We start from the raw sequence: 22,915 nt of genomic DNA, 5'->3' as shown, positions 1-22,915 counted from the left end.
AGCATCCTGCATTACGTTAGATAGGAAATTATTACATGCTTATTATTATCGGTTACATCGTGATTCTGCTTTGTGTCTTTGGCGGCTTTGCCTTAGCCGGGGGGCATCTGGCGGCCGTTTTTCAGCCGCTGGAATTGCTTATTATCGGTGGCGCCGCGGTAGGCGCCCTGATTGTGGGCAACAGCCCCTCCGTTTTAAAAGCAATCGGCAAAGCCTTGCCGGCGGTGTTCAAGGGCCAGAAATCAGAGAAAGTGATGTACATGGATTTGCTGGCGCTGCTTTATGCCCTGCTGAACAAATCCCGTCAGGAAGGATTGATGTCGTTGGAAACCGATGTCGATGATCCAGCGAACAGTCCCATTTTCACTAATTTTCCACGCCTGATGGCCAAACACCACATCATTGAATTCATTTGCGATTATTTTCGGTTAATCATTACCTCCAATCTCCAGCCTCATCAATTGGAAGCCTTGATGGACAGCGAGATTGAAACCCACCATAACGAAGAAATGATCCCGGCCCAGGCCATCACCAAACTGGCAGACGGGATGCCGGCTTTCGGGATTGTCGCCGCGGTATTGGGGGTGGTGCATACCATGGAGTCCATTCACCTGCCGCCTGCCGAACTGGGGGTTTTAGTGGCTCATGCACTGGTAGGAACCTTTCTGGGTATCCTGCTGGGTTATGGTTTCGTCGGTCCCGTCGCCAATGCCATGGAACAACGCGCCAATTCATCGCAACTCATGCTGAATTGCATTAAAGTCACTATACTTGCCAGCATGAACAACAATCCACCCATCATTGCCACCGAATTTGGACGCAAAGTGTTGTTTTCTGCTTCAAGGCCATCGTTTAACGAGTTGAATGAACAAATTAAATCGGCATCGACGATTGCCAAACCTGAAAGTGAATAACTAGCAAGAGGTTCGTGTGGACGGCAACGACAGCAAAGACAAGGATAAAGACGCCCATCCCCCGATTATCCGAAAAATCAAGAAACACGGACATGGTCATCATGGCGGCTCCTGGAAGATTGCCTATGCCGACTTTGTCACGGCCATGATGGCCTTCTTTCTTCTCATGTGGTTGCTGGCCTCTCTCAATAAAGCGCAGAAAGAAGGCTTATCCGAGTATTTCAAACAACCGTTAAAAATCGCCCTGCTCGGCGGCGACAGCATGGGTTCGCGTGACATCAGCGTGCAGGGCGGTGGACAAAACATTGAAAAGAAAGATGGCCAGGTTTCAGCCAGTAATCAGCCCATCAATGAAAAAAAAGAGTCGGCTAAAATCAAGGATCCCGGGAGTCAGGCTGAGGAGATGAAGCAGCTTGAAAAATTGAAATCCGACATCATGCTGGCCATGGCCAAAGATCCGGCACTGGCCGATCTTAAAGATCAGTTGCTCATGGATGTGGTTTCCGAAGGCTTACGCATTCAACTGATAGACAATAAAAACCGACCCATGTTTGATATGGGAAGCGATAAAATGGATCCGCAGATGCAGCAGATCCTCATTAAAATTGCCAAGCTCCTAAACAAAATGCCCAACAAGGTCAGCATTCAGGGTCATACCGACGGCCACCCGTATCAGAATCCTGAAGATTTGGAATTGACGAACTGGGAGCTGTCGACGCTGCGCGCCAACACCGCACGCCGGGCCTTGATTAAGGCTGGGATGAAAGAAGACAAGGTTCTTGAAGTCACGGGTTTCGCCTCAACGGTTCTGCTTGACAAAACCGACCCGTTTAACCCCAATAACCGCCGCATCAGTATCATTGTGATGAAAAAAGAAGCCGAAGAGCAATTGCTTAAAAACGTAGCACCAAAAGCCACAGATAAAAAGATCAGCCTACCCGACGCCTTGCCGGCCAAGACTCAGGTGACCCCCGTGCCAACCACCACCCCCACTCCTGCACCCAAGCCAACCCCTGCTAAAACGCCATAAGGCGGGGGTTAAGCAGTGACCTCGGAGCTCATGATGCATTCCCCCTGCTCACCCAGCATGAGCATAACGCGGGTTTTAAACGGTTTGTAAATATGAAAAATAATCCGATACACAATCACTTGCTCATCACCAATCGGCTGGGTGGTCGGGGAAATGTCCGACATGAAGGCATAATAGCTGCTTAATCCCAAAGGATGCAGGGTGTAATTGATTTTTTCTGATTTCAACTGCCTTAAGTAGGCCAAACCGCGGTTGCGTGAAAAATCATAATCGTAGTCAACCACCACATCGGCATTGCGGAGAAAGGAGGGGCATTGATTATCCCGTTCAATCCTGGTCAATTGGAGCTGCACACGTCCCTGTTCGGGCGCAGCCTCACCAGGCAAACTGGTGACGAGAAGTAACAGAAAAAGTAATTTTTTCATCATCCTGCTGTCTTTAACTCAAAGGTTAAACTTACTGCTCAGCAGGAAAAATAACAAGTCTTTAAATTCAGGCCATCAGCACTGGGGGCGAGAGCTCCTGGGTTTGAGCCACGTTTTTTTTATCCTGTCGACAGGTCTTCCCGAATACGCCTTGCGCTCGGGGGGCTTTAAGGGTGGGTTTCGCCAGTTCTTTATCCACGAGCTCAGTCAGGCTGACCTGGGTATGCGTACCGCCCAACAGGCCGCGAATCTGGCGGATAATCCACAGTTCGGAGCGTAATTGCCGGATGTATTGCAATTGCGGCGCTTTATCGACATTCAACGCCTTTCTGAAATCGAGCAACATCCTGCGCAGCTGAGGATTATCGGCCTGGGCCTTGATGAAGCTTTCCAACGCGGAAATGGCCAAATCCTTTCTCATTTTGAGGGTAAAGCGCTCGTCTTCGCCAATGGCTTGGAACACCGCCAGCAATTCAGGCAGACTGGCTGCCTTTTCTGCCTTGTTCAAATGGCTTGAAGGAAGGCTATAGTTTGACAATTGCCGGTAACGGTCACGGGGTATGGCGTGTTTAATCCCCTGCCTGAGCAAATGATTGGCTATAAAAAACGGGTTTTTTCTGGGATCGTCTAAGACCGGCTTTTTTTCTTTCGCCAGTAAAACCTGGTTCATCACCAGTTGCATGGGCGTCGTGCCGTCCTGATTTCTTTTGCGGGCAAACTGGCTGAACGCATCCCAGGTTTCGTCATAACGGTAATCACCCAGGCGGATGGCCGCATGCAGAGGGGTGTCTTTTTCCTTGAAACCATTGTCTTTATCCGTGCATAAATCGCGGTGAAAAGCCGTTTCCCTCTTAAAATCAACCTGTAATTTTTCTTTAATCAGCGGGTCGACACCGGTAAAAATTTCCTCTTCAATGGTATCGAGGGCCTTATCGCCGTCCCCATGAAGGGTTTCAACAAAAGTGCGAAATTCGGCAATGGAAAAAAGCACCGCCCGCAAACGAGCCTGCCTTGCCACAACCGCATTGGTAATTAAAGCGATTTGGGCGCAATCAGTGGGGTTATTGCGATCAAAGCCTTTTGCTACATCGTCTTCAATGAGTTGGCGCGGAATAAGAATATGCTTGTAAAATTCCTGCCATTTAGCGCGTATAAATTCAGGATTGGTCGATAAGGCCGAAAAAGCGGTAATTTCGTTGTTATCATTGTAGGCTTTCGGGTCAAAGGGTTTAACGAACAAACGACGGCTGGTTGGCCAGTAATGATTTTTTGAATCCAGCAGTTTAGGGAAATGAAGCAAATCCCGCTCAGTGATGCTAAACGCATTCTTTTGATAAAGCCAATTGGCTACCCGGGCATGCCCATGCGACATCACGCTGTCGGCCATCATCAGGTCATGATCGATTTTCATGAAAACAACGTGGGGTTTATAGCCTTTCTCTGTCAGTTTTTTTGTCACGTAAAAACAAAAATTACCCTTATGCAGATCATCTTCTTCAAGCGTGTAAGCCGCCGCAAGCACACTGGCCAGGGAAGCCATGTCGAATGTCAGGCTTCCGTCCTTAAAAGCGCTGGTTAAACGGGTAAAAAATCCGGACGGGAGGTCATTAAAAAAATGAATGGGAATTTGCTCGGGTTTATTATAAACACTGGGTTGAGGCGCGATGGTTCCATCAGGCTCAATCGCATAAAACTCAGCCCCTTCCCCTTCGCGCGCTGGCCGTGTAGCCAAGGTACTCTGACAACACCCCGGTAATTTTTCCTTCATTCGTAACCAGTGCCTGAGCCGCTGTCAGCTGGGGTTTTAGGAAACGTGAGGCCAGCCCACTGAAAGCCACCTCCATCTGCGAAGCCAGCGTTACTCCGTGTTTGTTTTCTTTATAAAAAATGCTTTTGGGGGTAGAGTCGGTCGTAAGCCTTGCCTTATAGATGACATGACCTGTGCGCTTTAATTCTTTTTTGTCGTTAATACGTTTTAGGTCTACCCATTCCAGCATGATACTCTAGGCTAATACAGCAATATTTGGATATTATTTTATCAGTTTCGGGCTTGCTTGAGAAGCCCCGTCTGATCAAAATTTGGATTTTTCATCTTCCTCGATGGTCAAATCCACCTCGCCGCCAAGACCGCGCTCTTCCGACAGGCGAATCTGCAGACCGACGTTATTTTTAGAATCAGCAAAGCGAATGGCATTTTCCTTACTGATTTTGCCGGACTTGTATAAATCAAACAAGGCCTGATCAAAGGTCTGCATGCCCTGTTCGCGGGAGCGCGCCATGACTTCCTTGATTTCGTCGACCTTGCCTTTTTCTATCAAATCGGCGATGTAAGGCGAATTAATCATGATTTCCACAGCCGGAACCCGCTGTTTATGCAAGCCCGGGATCAGCCGCAATGAAATGATGGCGCGTAAATTCAATGATAAATCCAGCAGCAACTGGTGTCTTGCATCTTCGGGGAAAAAGTTAAGGATGCGATCCATGGTCTGGTTGGCGTTGTTCGCATGGAGTGTGGACAAGCACAAATGCCCGGTTTCAGCATAGGAAATGGCATGCTTCATGGTGTTGCGATCACGGATTTCCCCAATGAGGATGACATCGGGTGCTTCGCGCATGGCATTTTTTAAGGCATTGTCGTAATCCAGGGTATCTATACCCACTTCCCGTTGATCGACAATGGATTTTTTATGCTTATAGAGGTATTCAATGGGATCCTCGATAGTCAAAATATGGCCGCGATGATTTTCATTGCGGTAATCAATCATCGCCGCCAGCGTGGTGGATTTACCTGAACTGGTTGAACCCACCACCAGCACCAATCCCCGCAGTTCCATGACAATGGAGTTTAATACCCCTGGCAGCTGCAATTCTTCAATGGTTGGAATAATGCCTTTAATGTAACGGACGACCATGGCGGTTTCACCGCGTTGTCTGAAGAGATTGACACGGAAACGACCTATCCCGCCGATGGAGATCGCCATGTTGAGCTCCATGGTGGCTTCAAATTCCTTGCGTTGCTCGTCGTTCATGATGGACGCCGCGATTTCAGCCATTTGCTGGGATTTAAGTGGTGCCTGCCCAATGGGTGAGGTGATGCCTTCAATTTTAATATTAGGCGGTGCGCCAACGCTGAAAAAGAGATCCGATGCCCCGCGATCAACCATCAATTTAAAGAAAGGTGTTATATCCATATAGTCAAACCCCTTGTTCTTTTTATATCTTAATTGTAGATAAAAAAATCAATTAAGCAATTTTTGCGCTAAAATTAACACGGGTGACAGAATTTTTCTTCAGTGGTTCTTTCCAGATGTACCGCGGATTTACAGGTTTATCATGATGAGACATTTTTCACGCGACTCAGTGCACATCCCTAATCCACGCCTGCTGGCTGCCGTTTATTTTGCCCTGATTGCCATTGTGTTGACGATTGTCGTCAGCACCGTGCTTTACGCTTTGGGATTTGACCAGTCGATGCATATCGTCAAGGCCATTTTTTTAGGGGGGGTGGTCGCTGCCTTTTTTGGCGCGTTGTTTGGGCGCCGACTTTTAAGCCTGAGGCAGCCCTGCTGGCATAAAGCCTTCCTGTTGGGCTTTTTAATGGCCCTGACCGCTATTCCTGTTTATGACGTGGGTCTTCTTTATCTGATGAAAGATCTACCGCACCACGCCTTTAATGAAGCCTCTTTTGAACAAACAATGGCGATGTATTTGTTTGTCGTGACCGAGAGCTATATACTGGGTGGGTTAGGGCTGGGCTTAATCATGGGATTGGCGGCGGTGTGCTTGCGAAATAAAATCATTTATACCCTGCTTCACATTGAAAGCAACCCACAACGGTTAAGGTACAACCGCAGCCAGAGAAGCTATAAACGCAAACTGCGGACGCATCACCATTAAAAGGGGCAACCATTGGCTAATCAATCATCGCTCAATAACCGGGTTATCGGGGCAGTGTTTTTTGGAGTATTCGCCCTGTTATTTCTTTTCTTTGCCAAATACACCGTCTTAAGCCTGTATGGGCGGCACATTCTGCCGCTATTTCCGGCTCTTTTTTATGCGGTATTCCTTGGCGCCCTGACCGGGACGGTATTTGGCGTAACACTGGCTCAACCTGGCCGCTGGTGGCGAGCGGTACTTTGGGGCATACTCATTGCTGTTCTCGTCCTGCTGGCAATCAGCCTGGGCACGTTTCTCCATACCTATTATTACGATCCTGCCTTCATGAGCCGCGCGCAGCACTGGCAGGACTATTTTGTCATTTTTGGCGTGATTTTCCTGTCCATGCTGCTGGTTTTAGGCTTATGGCTTATTCCCCTGCTTGCCTTGGCCGCCCTTTATTTTAATCAGCGTTTTATACCGGGCATCCGCGCCGTGGAACAACGCCAGATTCACGCATCAAAGGCAGTAAAGACCACGGATGACGACTCTCAATAATCGCCAGGAACTGCTGCTTAAGCTGGCGGAGGGGGCCTGCGTCATTACCCCCAATAACCGTCTGGCCATGCAATTACTCAATGACTACGCCTCAACGGCCTTACTCCCTGTTCTGGCCAAGCCAGCCTGTGTTGCCTATCAAGCGTTTTTAGTGTCTCTGTACAAACGTTTTGCCCAGAGCAATCACCCGGTCCCGCGCTTATTAAGCCAGGAGCAATGCCGTTTTTTATGGCAGCAGATTCTGACAGAACACCTAGGCTATGCCCCCAACCAGGGTTTGATTCAACAGGTGCAGGACAGCTGGGCCCGTTGCCATTTATGGCAGATAGACAACCCGCACCCTGCCTTTGAGAACACCGGGCAAACCCGTCTTTTTCAACAGTGGCGAACCCGGATGGAGCAGCGGCTGCATGCCCTTAACGCGATAACAGCCGAGCAATGGGTGCCTTATTTTTTAACGCAAGCCGGCAACACCCCCCTGCCTGACACCCTCATCTGGGCGTGTTTTGACGATTACACGCCACAGCAGCAGGCTTTGCAGGCGTCTTTTGCCACCCGGGGTGTCACGCAGCATCACGTCGACTGGTTACAATCGAATAATGAAACCCGGGTTTATGCGGCCAAAGACGATGGCGATGAATACCGGCAATTGCTTTACTGGCTTAATGAACAGTTAAGCCAGGGCCGGCAGCGAATTGGCGTGGTTGTCCCTGATTTGCAGCAACAGGCGCCAGCGCTTTACCGCGTAATGACCGACCATTTTCCCGCCGATGCCTTTAATGTGTCGCTGGGACGGACCCTTACCGATTACTCCCTGGTCAGCCATGCCCTGTGCTGGTTAAACCTCGAGTCTGACCTTTTGACCCGTCAAGAGGTCAATCTCTTGCTGTACTCTCCTTTTCTTGGCCATTCGCACAATGAATTTATGGAGCGCACACACTATGGGCAACACAGCGCACTGCTGCGGGAAACGCGGCTTGATTTTCCCCTGCTCATTCACGAATTGGCCTCTGAAACGCCAAAGCTCGCTGCGCTGCTGAAAAACCTCCACCCCTACCCTGCCGCGGCAACGCCGCAGCAATGGGTTCATCATTTTCATCAGCGGCTTAATCAATTGCAGTTCCCGGGCGAATACCCGCTGGACTCCGCGAATTACCAATGTTATCAGCGTTTTTTGCTGCTGCTGGATCAGTTTAAGGCCCTTGAATTTCTTTCCCCCCCCATGGGAAAAAAACAGGCCTTGAACGTGTTGACTGAGTTGGCAAAAGGGAGCATTTTTCAACCGCAAAAAAGCACGTCCGCTCCCATTCAGATTATGGGATTACTGGAAGCGGCAGGGCTTGCGTTTGATTGCCTGTGGGTCAGCGGTCTCACGGAGGATTGCCTGCCGCAGAAAACGAGACCCTCCGCCTTTATTCCGCTTTCCCTGCAACGTGACAGGCATATGCCCTATGCACTGCCTGACCGCGAATTTGATTTGGCGGAAAAAACCTTAAACAGGCTCCGCAACGCGGCGGCAGAGTGCATCTTGAGCTATCCCAGTCAGACACAGGACAAACCCAACCGACCGAGCCCGCTGCTGAAAGGCATTCCTTCCTGCGCGCCTTTTCCCACACCAGCGATTCAGGCTGAACCCTCCGCCCTGGAAAGCGTGACTGAAGAATACCTTTTCCCGGTCCAGGATGGAGAAGCCATTGCCGGCGGTACGGCCCTACTGGCCAATCAGGCCAAATGCCCCTTTCGGGCGTTCGCAGCCCACCGCCTTCATGCCAAAGCGGCTGCGGAAGTCTCCGATGGACCCGATGCCCGGGAAAGGGGACAAATCATTCATCAAGTGATGGAAATCATCTGGACTTTATTGAAAAGTCAGGCATCCCTGCTCAGTAAAACACGGGAGGCGCTGGATGAATTGATTGAAGGGGCGATCGAGCAGGCGCTTAAACCGTACACGCGGGTGAGAACACACTCATTCCCGCCCCTGATCCAGACTGTGGAAGTCCAGCGCCTTAAACGCCTCGTGCACGCCAGCCTGGAATGGGAAAGACAACGCCCCGCTTTTGCGGTAGAAGCCTTGGAGCAACGCTTCAACCTGCCTTTGTCGGGGATTGATTTTAAGGTGCGCATTGACCGCATGGACAGAATGGAAAACGGCAAACACTGGGTAATCGACTATAAAAGCAGTATTCAAAGCACCCCCTGGAATGAAGAACGTCCCACCGAACCCCAATTGCTGCTTTACGCGCTGCTCAGTGACAGCATCAATACCATTTTGTTGGCTGAACTTAAAAACGGTCAGTTGCAATGCCGGGGATTAAGCGAAGAAAAACAGGAACTGGCGGGCATCAGTTCCCTTAAAAAGGAAGAATCCTGGCCAGACTGCCGTGAGCGCTGGCGGCAGCAATTGAGCGCGCTGGCCGATGAGTTCGTCCAGGGCCATTGTCCCCCCAAACCGGCCAAAGAGAGCCTCTGCCAGTTGTGTGATTTTCAAAGCCTCTGCCGTTTTGGCATCGAAGAAGGTACATCGGTTGAGGCACAGTAAAATCCGTTTTCAATTTCTGTATAAAACAGCTTCATCCAATTGCATTCTCATTGCCGCCCTTTAATAATGTGGCCATAATAACTAAACAGGCCTCTCCTAAGGATTACTCCTTCCATGAAGCATTTAATTATCGGCTATGGCTATTGCGGCTATTACCTGGCAAAGCGTCTACTGGCTCAGGGACATGACGTGGTGGCTTTATCGCGAAGCAAAACCCTGCCTCAATTACCAGGCCTTAAGCACCTGAACAATGACGTTAATCAGGGGTTGACCTGGGCTGAGCAAGACACCGTGCTTTATTACTTTATCCCCCCATCACCCGAGGGCACAGAGGATAAACTGCTTGAGCAATTCCTTCAGCACGCGAAGCTGTCAGTAGGCAAGGTCATCTATTGCAGCACCAGCGGCGTGTATGGTGACCACCAGGGTGCCTGGATTGACGAGCAGGCGACTTGTCCTGGTCAATCGCCACGACAGTTGAGACGATTGGATGCAGAGAAGCAATGGCAGGCTTTCTGCCAACAGCACCGCATTCCCTGCCTTATTTTAAGATTAGCCGGCATTTACGGTCCGCATCGTTTGCCGACAGCCAGTGCGCTTGAGCAATCCCCATTGATTAATCCCGACGAAGCGCCATTCACTAATCATATCTATGTTCGCGATTTGGCAAACATCCTGGGAGCGCTGGGTGAAACGATAAACCAGTCCCTGATTTTAAATATTGCCGACGGTAAGCCCAATAAAATGGGCGAATTGCAACGGCTGACCGCTGAAATACGCCATCTCCCTCCCGCCCCCTACCTGCCTTTTACGCAAATCTGGCAAGCCGCGAGCGAGATGAAACGCGAGTTCATGCAGGCCTCCAAACGCTTGCTGATTACCCGGTTGCAAACAACACTTCCCCAGTGCATGCCGTTGACACCTCTAAGGGAAGCCATTACCGAAAGCCTTAAGGATGAGAGGAGTAGTCAATGAAACTGCTGATTGCCGGGGCCTCCGGATTCATTGGCCGTCAGTTGATCGACGCCATCAAAAACGAACATGAGGTCACAACCCTTGGACGGGACATCACTCGCCTGCAACGCCTGTTCCCCTCCTCCGTGACGCATGCAGACTGGTCTATGCTTGATAATTTGCCGGCAGCCGAATTTGATGCCGTCATGAATTTAAGCGGCCATAACATTGGGGCTTCGCGCTGGAGTGACACCGTTAAGCAGCAGATCATCCATTCACGTGTAGACACCACGCAAAGCCTGATACGCTGGATAAAACAACAGCAGGCTTCGCCTCATTTTTATTGTGCCAATGCCGTGGGCATTTATGGCGCGCAGGCGAATGGCGATCCCGTCGCGTACGATGAAGACAGTGTGATTGATGAGCAACATCCGAAAGATTACCTGCAGGAAGTGGGCGTGCGTTGGCAACAGGCACTGGACGAAGCCTATGACATCCAATTACCAGTCACCATCACCCGTTTTGGTGTGGTTCTGAAACGCCATGAAGGAATGCTAAAAAAACTGGCTCCTTCATTTAACTTAGGCTTGGGGAGTATCCTTGGCGACGGGACTCAGATTCTTTCCTGGGTACACTACCTTGATGTGGTCGAGGCCCTGCGGTTTTTGCTGGCTCATCCCGCCCTGCATGGCGCCGTCAACATCACCTCTCCCAACCCTGTCAGTCAGGCAGAATTTGCCCGTGCGCTGGCCAAAGCCATGAACCGGCCGCTTTTCTTAAAAACGCCGGCCCTGGCCATCAAGCTGTTGCTGGGTGAAATGGGCGAGATGCTGGTGTTGAAAGGCCAGCGCGTCGTTCCTGCGCGCTTGCTTAAAGCCGGTTATCGTTTCCGCTTTGCAGACATCACCAGTGCTCTGCGTGAAGAATACAGTGCTTAGGCGCGGGAAAAATCAAACGCCATGACATGGGCTACCGAGGGTTGATTAAACGCCAGCGCCAACAATCGGTCAACGCCCAGGGCCACGCCGCTGCACGGCGGCAAGCCATGCTCAAGGGCTGCCAGCAGGTAACTGTCCACCGCGGGCAACGGTAAACCTTTGCTCTGCCGACTGGCTAAATCCTGCTCAAAACGCTGCTGTTGCGCTCTGGCATCGGTTAATTCATGAAATCCATTGGCCAATTCGACACCGCGAAAATACACTTCAAACCGATCGGCAAACCCTTGCGCATTCAATTGCGCCAACGCCGCCTGAGAAGCGGGGAAATCATGGACAGCCACGGGTGCCGGCAATTGGCCCAACTGAGGTTCAACCACATGACTCATCAACAAAAACAGGTATTGATCCCGGTCTTCTTCCCCCTGATCCAGCACGTTATCCAGTTGATAACGGGCCAGGGTTGACTTGAAATCGTCAATTTCTGCTTCAAAAGGATTGAGGTCGCAGGTTTCAAGAAAAGCCTGGCAGTAGGTTTTTTTAATCAGGGGCGGGCAGGATAAAATCCGTTGTAACAGTGCGTCCACTTCGGTGAGCAAGGCATGGTGATCAATCCCCGGCTGATACCACTCCAGCAGAGTAAATTCCGGATTATGCCAGCGCCCCAGTTCATCATCGCGAAAAACACGGGCTAACTGATAAATCGGACCGCTGCCGGCAGCCAGCAAACGCTTCATGGGGTATTCCGGTGAGGTCTGCAAACAATAAGGCTTATTTCTAAAGGTGGCCACCACATTGCTTAAGTACACATCGGTAATGCCAAAACGACACATGATCGGTGTTTCCACCTCGAGATAGCCCCGATGATGAAAAAAATCACGAATGCCTTGCATGGCCTGTGCACGTTTTCGCAATAGATGAAGATCAGCCGATGGCTGCCAACGGCTGTCAGTCTCGTCTTGGGTCGTCATTTAATAAAAAATACCCAATTCCAGACGCGCCGCTTCGGTCATTCGCTCCTGAGTCCAGGGCGGATCCCACACCAATTCCACGGTGCAATCGCTGACGCCTTCCACCTTATTCACTGCCTGCTCAACCGTACCGGGAAACGTCTGCGCTACCGGACAGCCGGGCGTCGTCAGCGTCATTTTGACGTGGACGTGATGCTCATCATCAACACTGACATCATAAATCAATCCCAAATCATAAATATTGACCGGAATTTCAGGGTCATAGACGGTTTTTAAGGCAGCAATGGCATTGTCCTTTAACACATCCAGATCCTGCTTTTTTTTAAAACCAAACATGGCCTACTCCGTACTGACAACCACTGACTTTTTGTTCAATGCCGACTCCAGCGTATGCCAGGCTAAGGTGGCACACTTGACCCGGGCGGGGTACGCCCTGACACCGGCTAAAACGGCCAGTTTATCCAGAGAGCTTAAGTGGCCATCCTCGTCCCGAGTGACCATGGCATGAAAGCGTTGAAATAATTCATGCGCTTCGGTAACGGTTTTTCCCTGCAACGCTTCGGTCATCAGCGATGCGGAAGCCTGGGAAATGGCACAACCGCAACCCACAAAACTCAATTGTTTCAGGCAATCATTTTCCACTTTCAGATACAGGGTCAGCTTATCGCCGCACAGCGGATTAAAACCATTGGCGGTCGCCGTCGCATCGTCCATCGCATGATGGTTTCTTGGGTTACGGTTATGATCAATGATAATTTCCTGATATAACTCTCGCAGCTCCATACTCATGCAAACACCTCTTTAACGCGTTCAAGCGCACAGGCAAAACGATCAATTTCCTCTTTGGTATTATAAAATGCCAAGGACAGGCGCGAGGTGGCCGCCACATCAAAAAAGGCCATTAACGGCATCGCGCAATGGTGACCGCTGCGAACGGCAATGCCTTCGCTGTCAAGGATGGTGCCGATGTCGTGGGCGTGAATTTTTCCGTGAACAAAGGACACAATCGGCACTTTATGGCGGGCAGTGCCTATGATCCTGAATCCTTTAACCGATTGCACCGCCTGGGTAGCATACTCCAATAAATGGGCCTCATAAGCAGCAATGGCTTCCATATCCAGAGACCATAAATAGTCAAGGGTCGCACCCAGACCAATCACACCGGCGATGTTAGGGGTGCCTGCTTCAAATTTATGGGGAAGCGGAGCGTATTCCGTGGCCTCAAACGTGACATACTGAATCATTTCACCGCCGCCCTGATAAGGCATCATGTCATTCAGCAGATGCTCTTTGCCCCATAATACGCCAATGCCGGTTGGACCGTACATTTTATGACCTGAAAACGCGTAAAAATCACAATTGAGATCCTGCACATCAATAGGCAAATGCGCCGTCGACTGCGCGCCGTCCAGCAGCACCAGTGCGCCGTGGGCATGCGCCATGTCAATCATTTGCTTCACCGGATTGATGGTGCCGAGCGCGTTGGATACATAGCTGATGGCCACCAATCGGGTGTTGGCGTTTAATTTTTTTTCAAACTCATCAAGGAGCACTTCCCCATCCTGGGAAATGGGCGCCACCTGCAATTGGGCTCCGGTTTGCTGACAGACCATTTGCCAGGGAACAATGTTGGCATGGTGTTCCATGTGAGTAATCAGAATTTCGTCGCCGGCGGCAATGCGCGGACGAAGGTAACTTTGGGCAACCAGGTTGATGCCTTCCGTCGTACCCCGCACAAAAATGCATTCCTGCGGCGCGCTGGCATTGATGAAACGCTGGACTTTGCCGCGTGCCGCTTCATACTGGATGGTGGCGCGCGCCGAAAGCGTGTGCACGCCGCGATGCACATTGGCATTGTCCTGGGTGTAGTAATGGTTCATGGCCTCAATGACCGCCTTGGGCTTCTGGGTGGTGGCGGCATTGTCAAAATACACGTAAGGGCAGTCATTCACCTTCTGGTGAAGAATAGGAAACTGAGACCGTATCGTCTGTAATTCGAGATCGCTCATCAAGGCAGGGGCTGTATTCATGACAAGGTCCTCAACTGTTGACTGATGAGCGCGGCCATCCATTCGGCTAATTGGCGATGGGGAATCAGGCGTAAATTCGCCGCAGCAAACGCATGGATTAAATAATGAACCGCTTCTGAACGCTCAATGCCGCGTGTGGCCAGATAAAACAAGGCGTCTTCATCCAACTGCCCTACCGTGGCTCCGTGCGAGCAAATCACATCATCAGCAAAAATTTCCAGTTGCGGCTTGGTGTCGATTTCAGCTTGAGCAGACAATAAAAGATTTTTGTTCTGCTGATGCGCTTCGGTATGCTGGGCGTTTTTTGCAACAATGACTTTGCCATTAAATACGGCACGGCAACGACCGGAAAGAATGCCTTTGTAATCCTGTTCGCTATGGCAATGGGGCACGTCGTGATTCACCACCGTGTGATGATCCACATGTTGATTATCCGAAGTCATGTAAATGCCATTCATCAAAGCCTGTGCGTTTTCCCCTTTAAAGGTAATGCGGGTATCGCTGCGCGCCATTTTACTGCCAACACTTAAGGATTGGCTGTTGAATTGCCCCTGAGCGGCCACGTGAGCGGCCACTTCGCCGACATGGTAAGCCGCGCGGCTTTCATTCTGAATTTTATAATGGGTCAGGCGGGCGCCTGAATCAACATGGATTTCCGTCAGGGCATTGCTGAGATAACAGCAGCCTGAACGACCCTGGAAACACTCGACCACCGTGGCCTCGCTGCCGGCTTCAGCAATAATCAACTGGCGGGTATGCACCGCTTGATGTTCATTATCCTGCCAATGTTCAATTAGCAAGGGTTCTTCAAGGATGACGCCTGCCGGCAGGTAAATGACCACGCCGCGTTGCATCATGGCGGAATTTAAGGCCTGAAAGCCATGCTCATGGCGCGCGATTTGACCGAGCCAGGATTTGATACGCTCAGGATTGGTCTTTAGGGCATCCTGCAGGGATTGCACCATCATACCCGGCGGTAACTGCGATGCCAGAGCCTCAGCACCCAGCACGTGACCATTGTGCACCTGAAGACGCAGGGCACAGGGGCTGTCTGAACGCTCCGCGTCAACAGCAGAATACGAAGCACTGGCTTCAGTAAACGGCTGCTGCAAAAAGCCGTCCAGGCTGGTGTATTTCCAGTCCTCCTGGTGCTTTGCCGGAAATCCCTGACGGGTAAAATCACGCAAGGCTTTCTTCTGCAAATCAGCCAGCCAGGCAATGGGCGACAGGCCAGCCTGGGCTTGCTGTTGGTAAAAATTTAACACCTCGCTCATACCTGCTCCGTCTCCTCAAGCCAGCTGTATCCTTTTTTCTCAAGATCGAGCGCAAGCGACTTGTCGCCGGATTTAACAATACGGCCATTGGCCAGAACGTGGATAAAATCGGGTTCGATGTAATCCAGCAGCCGTTGGTAGTGGGTCACTAAAATAATCGCACGCTCGGGAGAGCGCATGGCATTGACCCCTTGCGAAATAATGCGCAAAGCATCAATGTCCAATCCTGAATCGGTTTCATCAAGAATCGCCAGTTTGGGTTCTAAAGCCGCCATCTGCAAAATTTCATTGCGCTTTTTTTCACCGCCGGAGAAGCCTTCGTTAATACTGCGGTACAGGAAGCTTTCATCCATGTCCAGCAACTGGCATTTTTCCCGGATAAAACTTAAAAATTCAATGGCATCCAGCGTGTTTTTCTGTTGGCCTTTGCGTACGGCATTCACCGAGGCTTTCAGAAAGTTGATGTTGGTGACGCCGGGAATTTCAACCGGATACTGGAACGACATAAAGACGCCAGCCTGAGCGCGTGCTTCCGGAGTCATGGCCAGCAAATCCTGATTCAGGTAGCTGACCTCGCCTCCCGTCACCTGGTAAGCCGGATGACCGGCCAGCACTTTAGACAAGGTGCTTTTCCCTGAGCCATTTGGACCCATGATGGCATGGACTTCCCCGGCCTTAATCGCCAGATCGATGCCTTTTAAAATCGGTTGCTCATTGATGGCAACATTTAAGTTCTTGATGGTTAACATATTAGCCTACTGCCCCTTCCAGACTGATACCCAGCAATTTGGTCGCTTCGACGGCAAACTCCATGGGTAACTCTTTTAACACTTGTTTACAAAAACCATTCACGATCATTGACACCGCATCTTCCGTATCAATGCCCCGCTGTTGGCAATAAAATAATTGCTCCTCGCTGATTTTGGAGGTGGTCGCTTCATGTTCAAGCTGCGCGGTGGGGTTTTTCACCTCAATGTAAGGAAACGTATGAGCTGAACACTCACTCCCCATCAGCATGGAATCGCATTGGGTAAAATTGCGTGCATTGACAGCCGTGGGCGCTATGCGGACCAGACCGCGGTAAGCATTGTGAGACCGCCCGGCACTGATGCCCTTGGCGATAATCGTTGAACGGGTATTCTTGCCAATGTGAATCATCTTGGTGCCCGTGTCTGCCTGCTGGCAATTGTTGGTGAGGGCTACCGAATAGAATTCACCCACCGAATCATCCCCCTGCAGAATCACGCTGGGGTATTTCCAGGTGATGGCCGAACCGGTTTCAATCTGCGTCCAGGAAATTTTCGACCGTTTGCCCCGGCAGGCGCCGCGCTTGGTGACAAAATTGTAAATCCCACCCTTGCCGTCTTTGTCGCCCGGATACCAGTTTTGTACGGTGGAGTATTTAATCTGTGCGCCGTCCAAGGCCACCAGTTCCACCACGGCCGCATGCAGCTGGTTTTCATCGCGCATGGGTGCGGTGCACCCTTCAAGATACGACACGTAACTGTCGCTGTCAGCCACAATCAGCGTCCGTTCAAATTGACCGGTGGAGGCGGCATTGATGCGGAAATAAGTGGATAATTCCATAGGACAGCGAACCCCTTTCGGGATGTACACAAACGAGCCGTCACTGAACACGGCGGAATTGAGAGCCGCATAAAAATTATCGCGATACGGCACAACAGAACCCAGGTATTGGCGAACCAGTTCGGGGTATTCGCGCACGGCTTCGGAAAATGGACAGAAAATGACGCCGGCTTCCGCGAGCTTGGCCTTGAACGTTGTGGCCACGGACACGCTGTCAAACACCGCATCGACGGCAACGCCCGCCAGCATTTCCTGCTCACGCAGAGGGATACCGAGTTTTTCATAGGTGCGCAGCAATTCGGGGTCAACTTCATCCAGACTTTTCGGCGCGCCCTTTTTGTTTTTTGGCGCGGAATAATAGGAAATACCCTGATAATCAATCGGCGGATAGTGGACGCTTGCCCATTCCGGATGCGGCATGGTCTGCCAGTATTCAAACGCTTTCAAACGCCATTCAAGCAAAAACTCAGGCTCCCCCTTAATCGCAGACAGACGGCGAATGATCTCTTCATTGAGACCCGGTTCAAAGGTATCCACTTCAATGTCGGTTACAAAGCCGTGCTGGTATTCCCTTTCAAGGAGAGAATGAATCTGTTCGTTGCTTTTAGCCATGACTAACTCCACTTGCTAATTGCCTGATGCGGTCAAGTTCCACCGCGGGCAGCGTGGGTTTCGCCAGTACTTCGAGACTGACACTGTCCAACGCCGCTTCGATTGCCTGGCTGATCAACTGCCAATTGCCCTGTATGTGACATACACTTTGCAGAGAACAGACATTCTGCTGCAGACTGCATTCGGTTAAACCAAGCCGCTCCTCCAGAGCACTGATAATCTGTCCTACGGATATCTCGGAAGCTGCAAGCTTTAACCGATACCCCCCGCTCACGCCGCGTACGGACGTGAGTAACCCGGCTGCCGTCAGCCGTTTGAGTAATTTGCTGACCGTGGGAACAGCGATGTGCGTATGCTGGGCAATATCCCTGGCATTACAAAGCGTCGGGGCGCGCCGGGCAAGATACACCATCATGACTGTTCCATAATCGGCCAATTTGCTGATGCGCAGCATATCACCCCCACATCAAATAATCTAGTACCAAATAGGTCTTAATTCGCTTTTGGCTACCTTTAATATAGTACTAAATTAGTTCTATTTAAAGCAAATGCGCAATGATACCTCATTTTAAGATGACATTGAAGGAAATTATCGTGATAACTGCAAGGCAGGGTATTCTGAAAGACGGCATGAGGCCCCTGATAAGAACATGACCTTAATGAAATCATATTGTACAATTGACAAACAAAATCCACATTATATAATACGCTCACCCTGATTTAGTAGGATCATGATGAACACCTTGTCTTCCTTTTTCCTGAAGTTGTTCCTGTCTTTTTCACTTCTTCTTTCTCTCACGCCTTCAGCGTTCGCTGAACCGCCGAACTTAAGCATTGTAAAAAATGAAATCAGAACCTACCATGATTCCGGTATTTATAACCAGGAACTGACCCAGGCGATTGCCAGGGCGCACGACTACATCATGGCTCAGGTCAAAGCCAACAACCACCATGCGATTAAACAAAAGCTGGCCATTGTGTTGGATATCGATGAAACCAGCCTCAGCAATTATGATGACATCATTAAAAATGATTTTACCGCCGACCGTCAGGCCATCCACCAGCAAATTCTGAAAGCCAGGGCACCGGCCATTAAGCCCATGCTTGCGCTTTACAAAGATGCCATTGAGCATGGCGTCAAGGTGTTTTTCGTCACCGGAAGAAATCAATCGGAATTGAAGGCCACTGAAACCAATTTACTGAAGGCAGGCTATAAACACTGGGCTGGGCTGTATGTTCGTCCTGACAATTACCAGCAACAATCCATTGTGCCCTTTAAAGCCCATGCCCGGGAGTTAATCAGTAAGAAGGGCTATACCATCATTGCCACCATTGGTGATCAATACAGTGACTTGATGGGTGGTTTTGCCAAAAAAGAATTCAAACTGCCAAATCCTTTCTATTTCCTGCCTTGATGTATCCAAGCCCCTTCCCCTCCGAGAAGGTGGGGAGGGGGCTTGATTGATTCGAAGGCTACTCAGCGGCGTAATGCACTTCAATGATGTCGTATTCGACGGTCCCACCCGGAGTTTGAACCACCACGGTGTCGTCGACCTGTTTGCCAATGAGCGCACGGCCAATGGGTGAGCTGTAGGAGATTTTATTTAATTTGATGTCTGCTTCGTCCTCGCCCACGATCTGGTAACAGATTTCCGTATTATTCACCAAATGACAGACTTTGACAGTAGCGCCGAAAACAACCTTGCCCTGATTAGACAGCTTGCTGATATCCACGATCTGGCAATTGGATAATTTGGCTTCCAGTTCCTGAATGCGGCCTTCATTAAAACTTTGCTGTTCGCGGGCGGCGTGGTATTCCGCATTTTCTTTCAGATCGCCATGGGCGCGCGCCGTGGCAATGGCCTCCACAATGCGTGGGCGCTCCACGGTTTTCAAACGGTGCAATTCACTTTTCAGCGCTTCGGCGCCCTTAACAGTCATTGGATGCTTTGACATAACCACCTCTAATGTAAATCCTGTAAACGAGAGACCGTTTCGCGGTCTTCATACTTCATAGCCAAACAGGCGGCCTCAGCTCCCGACAAAGTGGTCGTGTAGCTTACCTTGTGTTGCAAGGCACTGCGTCTGATCGCAAACGAATCGGCGATAGCCTGTTTGCCCTCCGTTGTATTGACGATAAAATCAATTTCATTATTTTTAATAAAATCTAGCACATGCGGTCGTCCCTCTGCTACCTTGAAAACACGCCGGCATTCCACGCCAGCCGCCTGCAATGCCAGGGCGGTACCCCGCGTGGCGATAATATCAAAACCTAACTGAATCAATCGTTTTACAATTTCTCCTACCCGCGTCTTATCCGCATCCCGAACCGAGACGAATGCACGGCGGCGCTTGACGATATTGCACCCGGCGCCCAATTGCGCCTTGGCATACGCCTGGCCAAAGCGGCGGGCAATTCCCATCACTTCCCCGGTCGATTTCATCTCAGGTCCAAGGATTGAATCCACCCCTGAGAATTTAATGAACGGGAAAACCGGTAATTTAATGGAATAAAACGAAGGCATGGGGTAATGCTGGCTCAATCCCTGCTGCTTTAAGGAGACGCCGATTTTACAAAGCGCGGCTATTTTTGCTAGAGGCAGGCCGGTGGCTTTGGAAACAAACGGCACCGTTCTTGAGGCTCTGGGGTTCACTTCAAGCACATAAATGTCATCGGCCTGAATGGCAAACTGGGCATTGATCAAGCCAACCACCCCAAGTTTTAAGGCCATTTGGCGAACCTGTTCAATCAAGTCCTGTTGCACAACCACGCTTAAACTGAAGGGCGGCAGCGTGCAGGCAGAATCGCCGGAGTGCACACCCGCCTGCTCAATGTGTTCCATGATGGCGCCAATCATCACATCCTTGCCGTCACAGACAGCATCGATGTCGACTTCAATGGCGTCACTGAGAAACTGGTCAAGCAGCACCGGCGAATCATTGGATACAGCCACCGCATGCTTAAGGTAATGCTTCAGATCCTCTTCGTGATAAACCACTTCCATTGCCCGGCCGCCGAGCACGTAGGAGGGCCGAACCACCAAGGGATACCCGATTCGCTTGGCCACTTCGAGCGCTTCTTCCTCGCTGCGCACGGTGCCATTGGCGGGTTGGTCAAGCTTCAGTTCAGCCACCAGCTTCTGGAAACGTTCGCGATCTTCGGCCTGATCAATGGCATCCGGCGAGGTGCCGACAATGGTTAGGCCGTTGGCTTCGAGATCCCGTGCGAGTTTCAGCGGTGTCTGGCCGCCGTAGTGGACAATGATGCCATCGGGTTTTTCCACCGCGGCAATGGACAAAACATCTTCCAGGGTAAGCGGTTCGAAATAAAGGCGATCGGAGGTATCGAAATCGGTGGAGACCGTTTCCGGGTTACAATTGACCATGATGGTCTGATATCCCGCTTCGCGCAGGGCTAAGGACGCATGGACACAACAATAATCAAATTCAATGCCCTGCCCGATGCGGTTGGGCCCGCCGCCTAAAATCATGATTTTTTTCTTGTCGGATTGCGGACGTGCCTCGCAAACGCTTTCATAACAGGAATACAGGTAAGCCGTGTCGCTTGGAAATTCACCGGCGCAGGAATCAATGCGCTTGTAAACCGGCACAACCCCGAGTTCCAGCCGACGCGCCCTTACCTGTTCTTCATTGCAGTAAAGCAAACGCGCCAGGTAGGCATCGGCAAAACCGCGCTGTTTCATTAAACGCAGGGTCTGGTGATCGAGTTCATTGATGGATTTGCCGTACAAGGAGCGCTCAAGCATCACCAGTTCCTGAATCTGGGACAAAAACCAGGGATCGACGCGGCTTTCCTGGTGGATGTCTTCAAGCGACATGTCCTGACGGAACGCGTCGGCAATGTACCACAGGCGATCCGGAGTCGGCTCATGCAAATGCCCCTGCAAACGCGGCAGGTCCCCTTTTTTAAAGAGGGGAATAAGTCCACTACGGCCAATTTCAAGCCCGCGGATGGCTTTTTGCAAGGATTCCTGAAAATTGGAACCAATGGCCATCACTTCACCCACCGATTTCATCTGCGTGGTCAGGATAGGTGAGGTTTGCGGGAATTTGTCGAAATTAAAGCGGGGAATTTTGGTTACAACATAGTCAATGCTGGGCTCAAACGAGGCCGGCGTCCGGCCGCCGGTAATCTCGTTGGCCAGCTCATCGAGGGTATAGCCCACGGCGAGCTTGGCAGCCACTTTGGCAATGGGGAAACCCGTGGCTTTGGACGCTAAGGCCGAACTTCGCGATACGCGGGGATTCATTTCCACCACCAGCATGCGCCCGTCTTCCGGATTGATGGCAAACTGGACATTGGAGCCGCCGGTATCGACACCAACAGCGCGCAGCACTTTAATCGCCGCATCACGCATGCGCTGGTATTCTTTATCCGTCAGGGTTTGTGCCGGGGCGACGGTAATGGAATCGCCGGTGTGCACGCCCATGGGATCAAAATTTTCAATGGTGCACACGATAATGCAATTGTCGTTTTTATCGCGAACCACTTCCATTTCAAATTCTTTCCAGCCCAGTACAGACTCATCGATGAGCAGTTCATGGGTTGGCGACAATTCGAGTCCACGCAGACAGATTTCCTCAAACTCTTCCCGGTTATAGGCAATGCCCCCGCCGCTGCCGCCCATGGTGAACGAAGGTCTGATGATGGCCGGGTATCCAAGCTGTGCCTGCACCTGAAAGGCTTCTTCAAGGCTGTGGGCAATGGCTGAGCGCGGCATGTCCAGGCCAATTTTTTTCATTAACTGGCGAAACTGATCGCGGTCTTCGGCCCGGTCAATGGCTTCACGGGTCGCACCAATCATTTCGACGTTATGGCGAGCCAAAACCCCTTCCCTAACCAGATCCAGGGCACAGTTCAGCGCGGTCTGACCACCCATGGTGGGCAATAGCGCATCCGGTTTTTCCTTTTCAATAATCCGCGCCACCTCCTGCCACTGAATGGGTTCAATGTAAGTGGCATCCGCCAACTCGGGATCAGTCATGATGGTGGCCGGGTTGGAATTGACCAGAATAACGCGGTACCCTTCTTCTTTTAAAGCGCGGACCGCCTGGGTCCCGGAATAATCAAATTCGCAGGCTTGGCCAATGACAATTGGACCTGCGCCGAGAATCAGGATGGATTGGATATCAGAGCGTTTTGGCATAGTGACTGCAAAAAAAGATAAAGTGGCTTATTTTACCGAGTT

General features: G+C 50.8%; 22 protein-coding genes. 8 read left to right on the top strand and 14 right to left on the bottom strand.

What is annotated here, in order from left to right:
* Positions 1–35 precede the first annotated feature (35 nt).
* Positions 36–914, top strand: a complete 879-nt coding sequence (gene motA / locus DYE45_RS04835) for a flagellar motor stator protein MotA (protein WP_108292200.1) — start codon at positions 36–38, stop codon at positions 912–914.
* A gap of 16 nt (positions 915–930) precedes the next feature.
* Complete coding sequence (gene motB / locus DYE45_RS04830) at positions 931–1,944, top strand: flagellar motor protein MotB (RefSeq protein ID WP_108292202.1); 1,014 nt, start codon at positions 931–933, stop codon at positions 1,942–1,944.
* 8 nt (positions 1,945–1,952) lie between these two features.
* On the opposite strand, the gene DYE45_RS04825 is transcribed toward motB, so the two are convergent.
* The 4 genes from DYE45_RS04825 to DYE45_RS04810 form a co-directional block, all read right to left on the bottom strand.
* Complete coding sequence (locus tag DYE45_RS04825) at positions 1,953–2,372, bottom strand: hypothetical protein (protein WP_133138173.1); 420 nt, start codon at positions 2,370–2,372, stop codon at positions 1,953–1,955.
* A gap of 64 nt (positions 2,373–2,436) precedes the next feature.
* On the bottom strand, positions 2,437–4,101 hold the full coding sequence (ankK, locus tag DYE45_RS04820; RefSeq protein ID WP_115300543.1) for a Dot/Icm T4SS effector AnkK/LegA5: 1,665 nt from the start codon (positions 4,099–4,101) through the stop codon (positions 2,437–2,439).
* On the bottom strand, positions 4,064–4,366 hold the full coding sequence (locus DYE45_RS04815) for a hypothetical protein (RefSeq protein WP_115300542.1): 303 nt from the start codon (positions 4,364–4,366) through the stop codon (positions 4,064–4,066). The genes ankK and DYE45_RS04815 overlap by 38 nt, the downstream gene beginning before the upstream one ends.
* Before the next feature lie 75 nt (positions 4,367–4,441).
* The gene (locus DYE45_RS04810; protein ID WP_108292208.1) at positions 4,442–5,560 is read right to left on the bottom strand and encodes a PilT/PilU family type 4a pilus ATPase; all 1,119 of its coding nucleotides are present in this window, start codon (positions 5,558–5,560) and stop codon (positions 4,442–4,444) included.
* A 142-nt stretch (positions 5,561–5,702) separates the two neighbouring features.
* Between DYE45_RS04810 and DYE45_RS04805 the strand changes: the two genes are divergently transcribed.
* From DYE45_RS04805 to DYE45_RS04785, 5 genes are all read left to right on the top strand, one after another.
* Positions 5,703–6,266 (top strand): hypothetical protein, encoded by a 564-nt coding sequence (locus tag DYE45_RS04805; protein ID WP_133138172.1) that lies wholly within the window; start codon positions 5,703–5,705, stop codon positions 6,264–6,266.
* Positions 6,267–6,278: 12 nt separating this feature from the next.
* Positions 6,279–6,803 carry a hypothetical protein gene (locus DYE45_RS04800; RefSeq protein WP_115300541.1) on the top strand — a complete coding sequence of 175 codons (525 nt, stop codon included), beginning with the start codon at positions 6,279–6,281 and terminating at the stop codon, positions 6,801–6,803.
* Positions 6,787–9,342: a PD-(D/E)XK nuclease family protein gene (locus tag DYE45_RS04795; protein WP_115300540.1), complete on the top strand. Its 2,556-nt coding sequence runs from the start codon at positions 6,787–6,789 to the stop codon at positions 9,340–9,342. Before DYE45_RS04800 ends, DYE45_RS04795 begins: the two co-directional genes overlap by 17 nt.
* Before the next feature lie 114 nt (positions 9,343–9,456).
* Positions 9,457–10,317 carry an SDR family oxidoreductase gene (locus DYE45_RS04790; RefSeq protein WP_108292216.1) on the top strand — a complete coding sequence of 287 codons (861 nt, stop codon included), beginning with the start codon at positions 9,457–9,459 and terminating at the stop codon, positions 10,315–10,317.
* Positions 10,314–11,234 carry a TIGR01777 family oxidoreductase gene (locus DYE45_RS04785; protein ID WP_108292218.1) on the top strand — a complete coding sequence of 307 codons (921 nt, stop codon included), beginning with the start codon at positions 10,314–10,316 and terminating at the stop codon, positions 11,232–11,234. The genes DYE45_RS04790 and DYE45_RS04785 overlap by 4 nt, the downstream gene beginning before the upstream one ends.
* On the opposite strand, the gene epmA is transcribed toward DYE45_RS04785, so the two are convergent.
* The 8 genes from epmA to DYE45_RS04745 are packed head-to-tail and all read right to left on the bottom strand — an operon-like array spanning position 11,231 to position 18,159.
* Positions 11,231–12,202, bottom strand: a complete 972-nt coding sequence (gene epmA / locus DYE45_RS04780) for an elongation factor P--(R)-beta-lysine ligase (protein ID WP_108292220.1) — start codon at positions 12,200–12,202, stop codon at positions 11,231–11,233. The genes DYE45_RS04785 and epmA overlap by 4 nt on opposite strands.
* The gene (locus DYE45_RS04775) at positions 12,203–12,538 is read right to left on the bottom strand and encodes an SUF system Fe-S cluster assembly protein (protein ID WP_108292222.1); all 336 of its coding nucleotides are present in this window, start codon (positions 12,536–12,538) and stop codon (positions 12,203–12,205) included.
* Positions 12,539–12,541: 3 nt separating this feature from the next.
* Positions 12,542–12,991: a Fe-S cluster assembly sulfur transfer protein SufU gene (gene sufU / locus DYE45_RS04770; RefSeq protein ID WP_108292224.1), complete on the bottom strand. Its 450-nt coding sequence runs from the start codon at positions 12,989–12,991 to the stop codon at positions 12,542–12,544.
* The gene (locus tag DYE45_RS04765; RefSeq protein ID WP_174703685.1) at positions 12,988–14,232 is read right to left on the bottom strand and encodes a cysteine desulfurase; all 1,245 of its coding nucleotides are present in this window, start codon (positions 14,230–14,232) and stop codon (positions 12,988–12,990) included. Before DYE45_RS04765 ends, sufU begins: the two co-directional genes overlap by 4 nt.
* Positions 14,229–15,506 (bottom strand): Fe-S cluster assembly protein SufD, encoded by a 1,278-nt coding sequence (gene sufD, locus DYE45_RS04760; RefSeq protein WP_108292226.1) that lies wholly within the window; start codon positions 15,504–15,506, stop codon positions 14,229–14,231. The genes DYE45_RS04765 and sufD overlap by 4 nt, the downstream gene beginning before the upstream one ends.
* Positions 15,503–16,255 carry a Fe-S cluster assembly ATPase SufC gene (sufC, locus tag DYE45_RS04755; protein ID WP_108292228.1) on the bottom strand — a complete coding sequence of 251 codons (753 nt, stop codon included), beginning with the start codon at positions 16,253–16,255 and terminating at the stop codon, positions 15,503–15,505. Before sufC ends, sufD begins: the two co-directional genes overlap by 4 nt.
* A 1-nt stretch (position 16,256) precedes the next feature.
* The gene (gene sufB, locus DYE45_RS04750) at positions 16,257–17,705 is read right to left on the bottom strand and encodes a Fe-S cluster assembly protein SufB (RefSeq protein ID WP_115300539.1); all 1,449 of its coding nucleotides are present in this window, start codon (positions 17,703–17,705) and stop codon (positions 16,257–16,259) included.
* Positions 17,698–18,159, bottom strand: a complete 462-nt coding sequence (locus DYE45_RS04745; protein ID WP_108292232.1) for an SUF system Fe-S cluster assembly regulator — start codon at positions 18,157–18,159, stop codon at positions 17,698–17,700. Before DYE45_RS04745 ends, sufB begins: the two co-directional genes overlap by 8 nt.
* A 280-nt stretch (positions 18,160–18,439) precedes the next feature.
* Here DYE45_RS04745 and DYE45_RS04740 point away from each other — a divergent pair, with 280 nt between their 5' ends.
* Complete coding sequence (locus DYE45_RS04740; RefSeq protein ID WP_108292234.1) at positions 18,440–19,120, top strand: HAD family acid phosphatase; 681 nt, start codon at positions 18,440–18,442, stop codon at positions 19,118–19,120.
* 58 nt (positions 19,121–19,178) lie between these two features.
* Here the strand turns inward: DYE45_RS04740 and greA are convergent, their stop codons facing one another.
* Together greA and carB are read right to left on the bottom strand one after the other, a co-directional pair.
* The gene (greA, locus tag DYE45_RS04735; RefSeq protein ID WP_108292236.1) at positions 19,179–19,661 is read right to left on the bottom strand and encodes a transcription elongation factor GreA; all 483 of its coding nucleotides are present in this window, start codon (positions 19,659–19,661) and stop codon (positions 19,179–19,181) included.
* An 8-nt stretch (positions 19,662–19,669) separates the two neighbouring features.
* Positions 19,670–22,873 carry a carbamoyl-phosphate synthase large subunit gene (gene carB / locus DYE45_RS04730; RefSeq protein WP_108292238.1) on the bottom strand — a complete coding sequence of 1,068 codons (3,204 nt, stop codon included), beginning with the start codon at positions 22,871–22,873 and terminating at the stop codon, positions 19,670–19,672.
* Positions 22,874–22,915: the final 42 nt, after the last annotated feature.

It is taken from the genome of Legionella taurinensis (assembly GCF_900452865.1).
GTDB classification, from domain to species: Bacteria; Pseudomonadota; Gammaproteobacteria; order Legionellales; family Legionellaceae; genus Legionella_C; species Legionella_C taurinensis.
The sequence above is the reverse complement of the archived record's forward strand: the minus strand, read 5'-3'. Positions and strand labels throughout refer to the sequence as shown.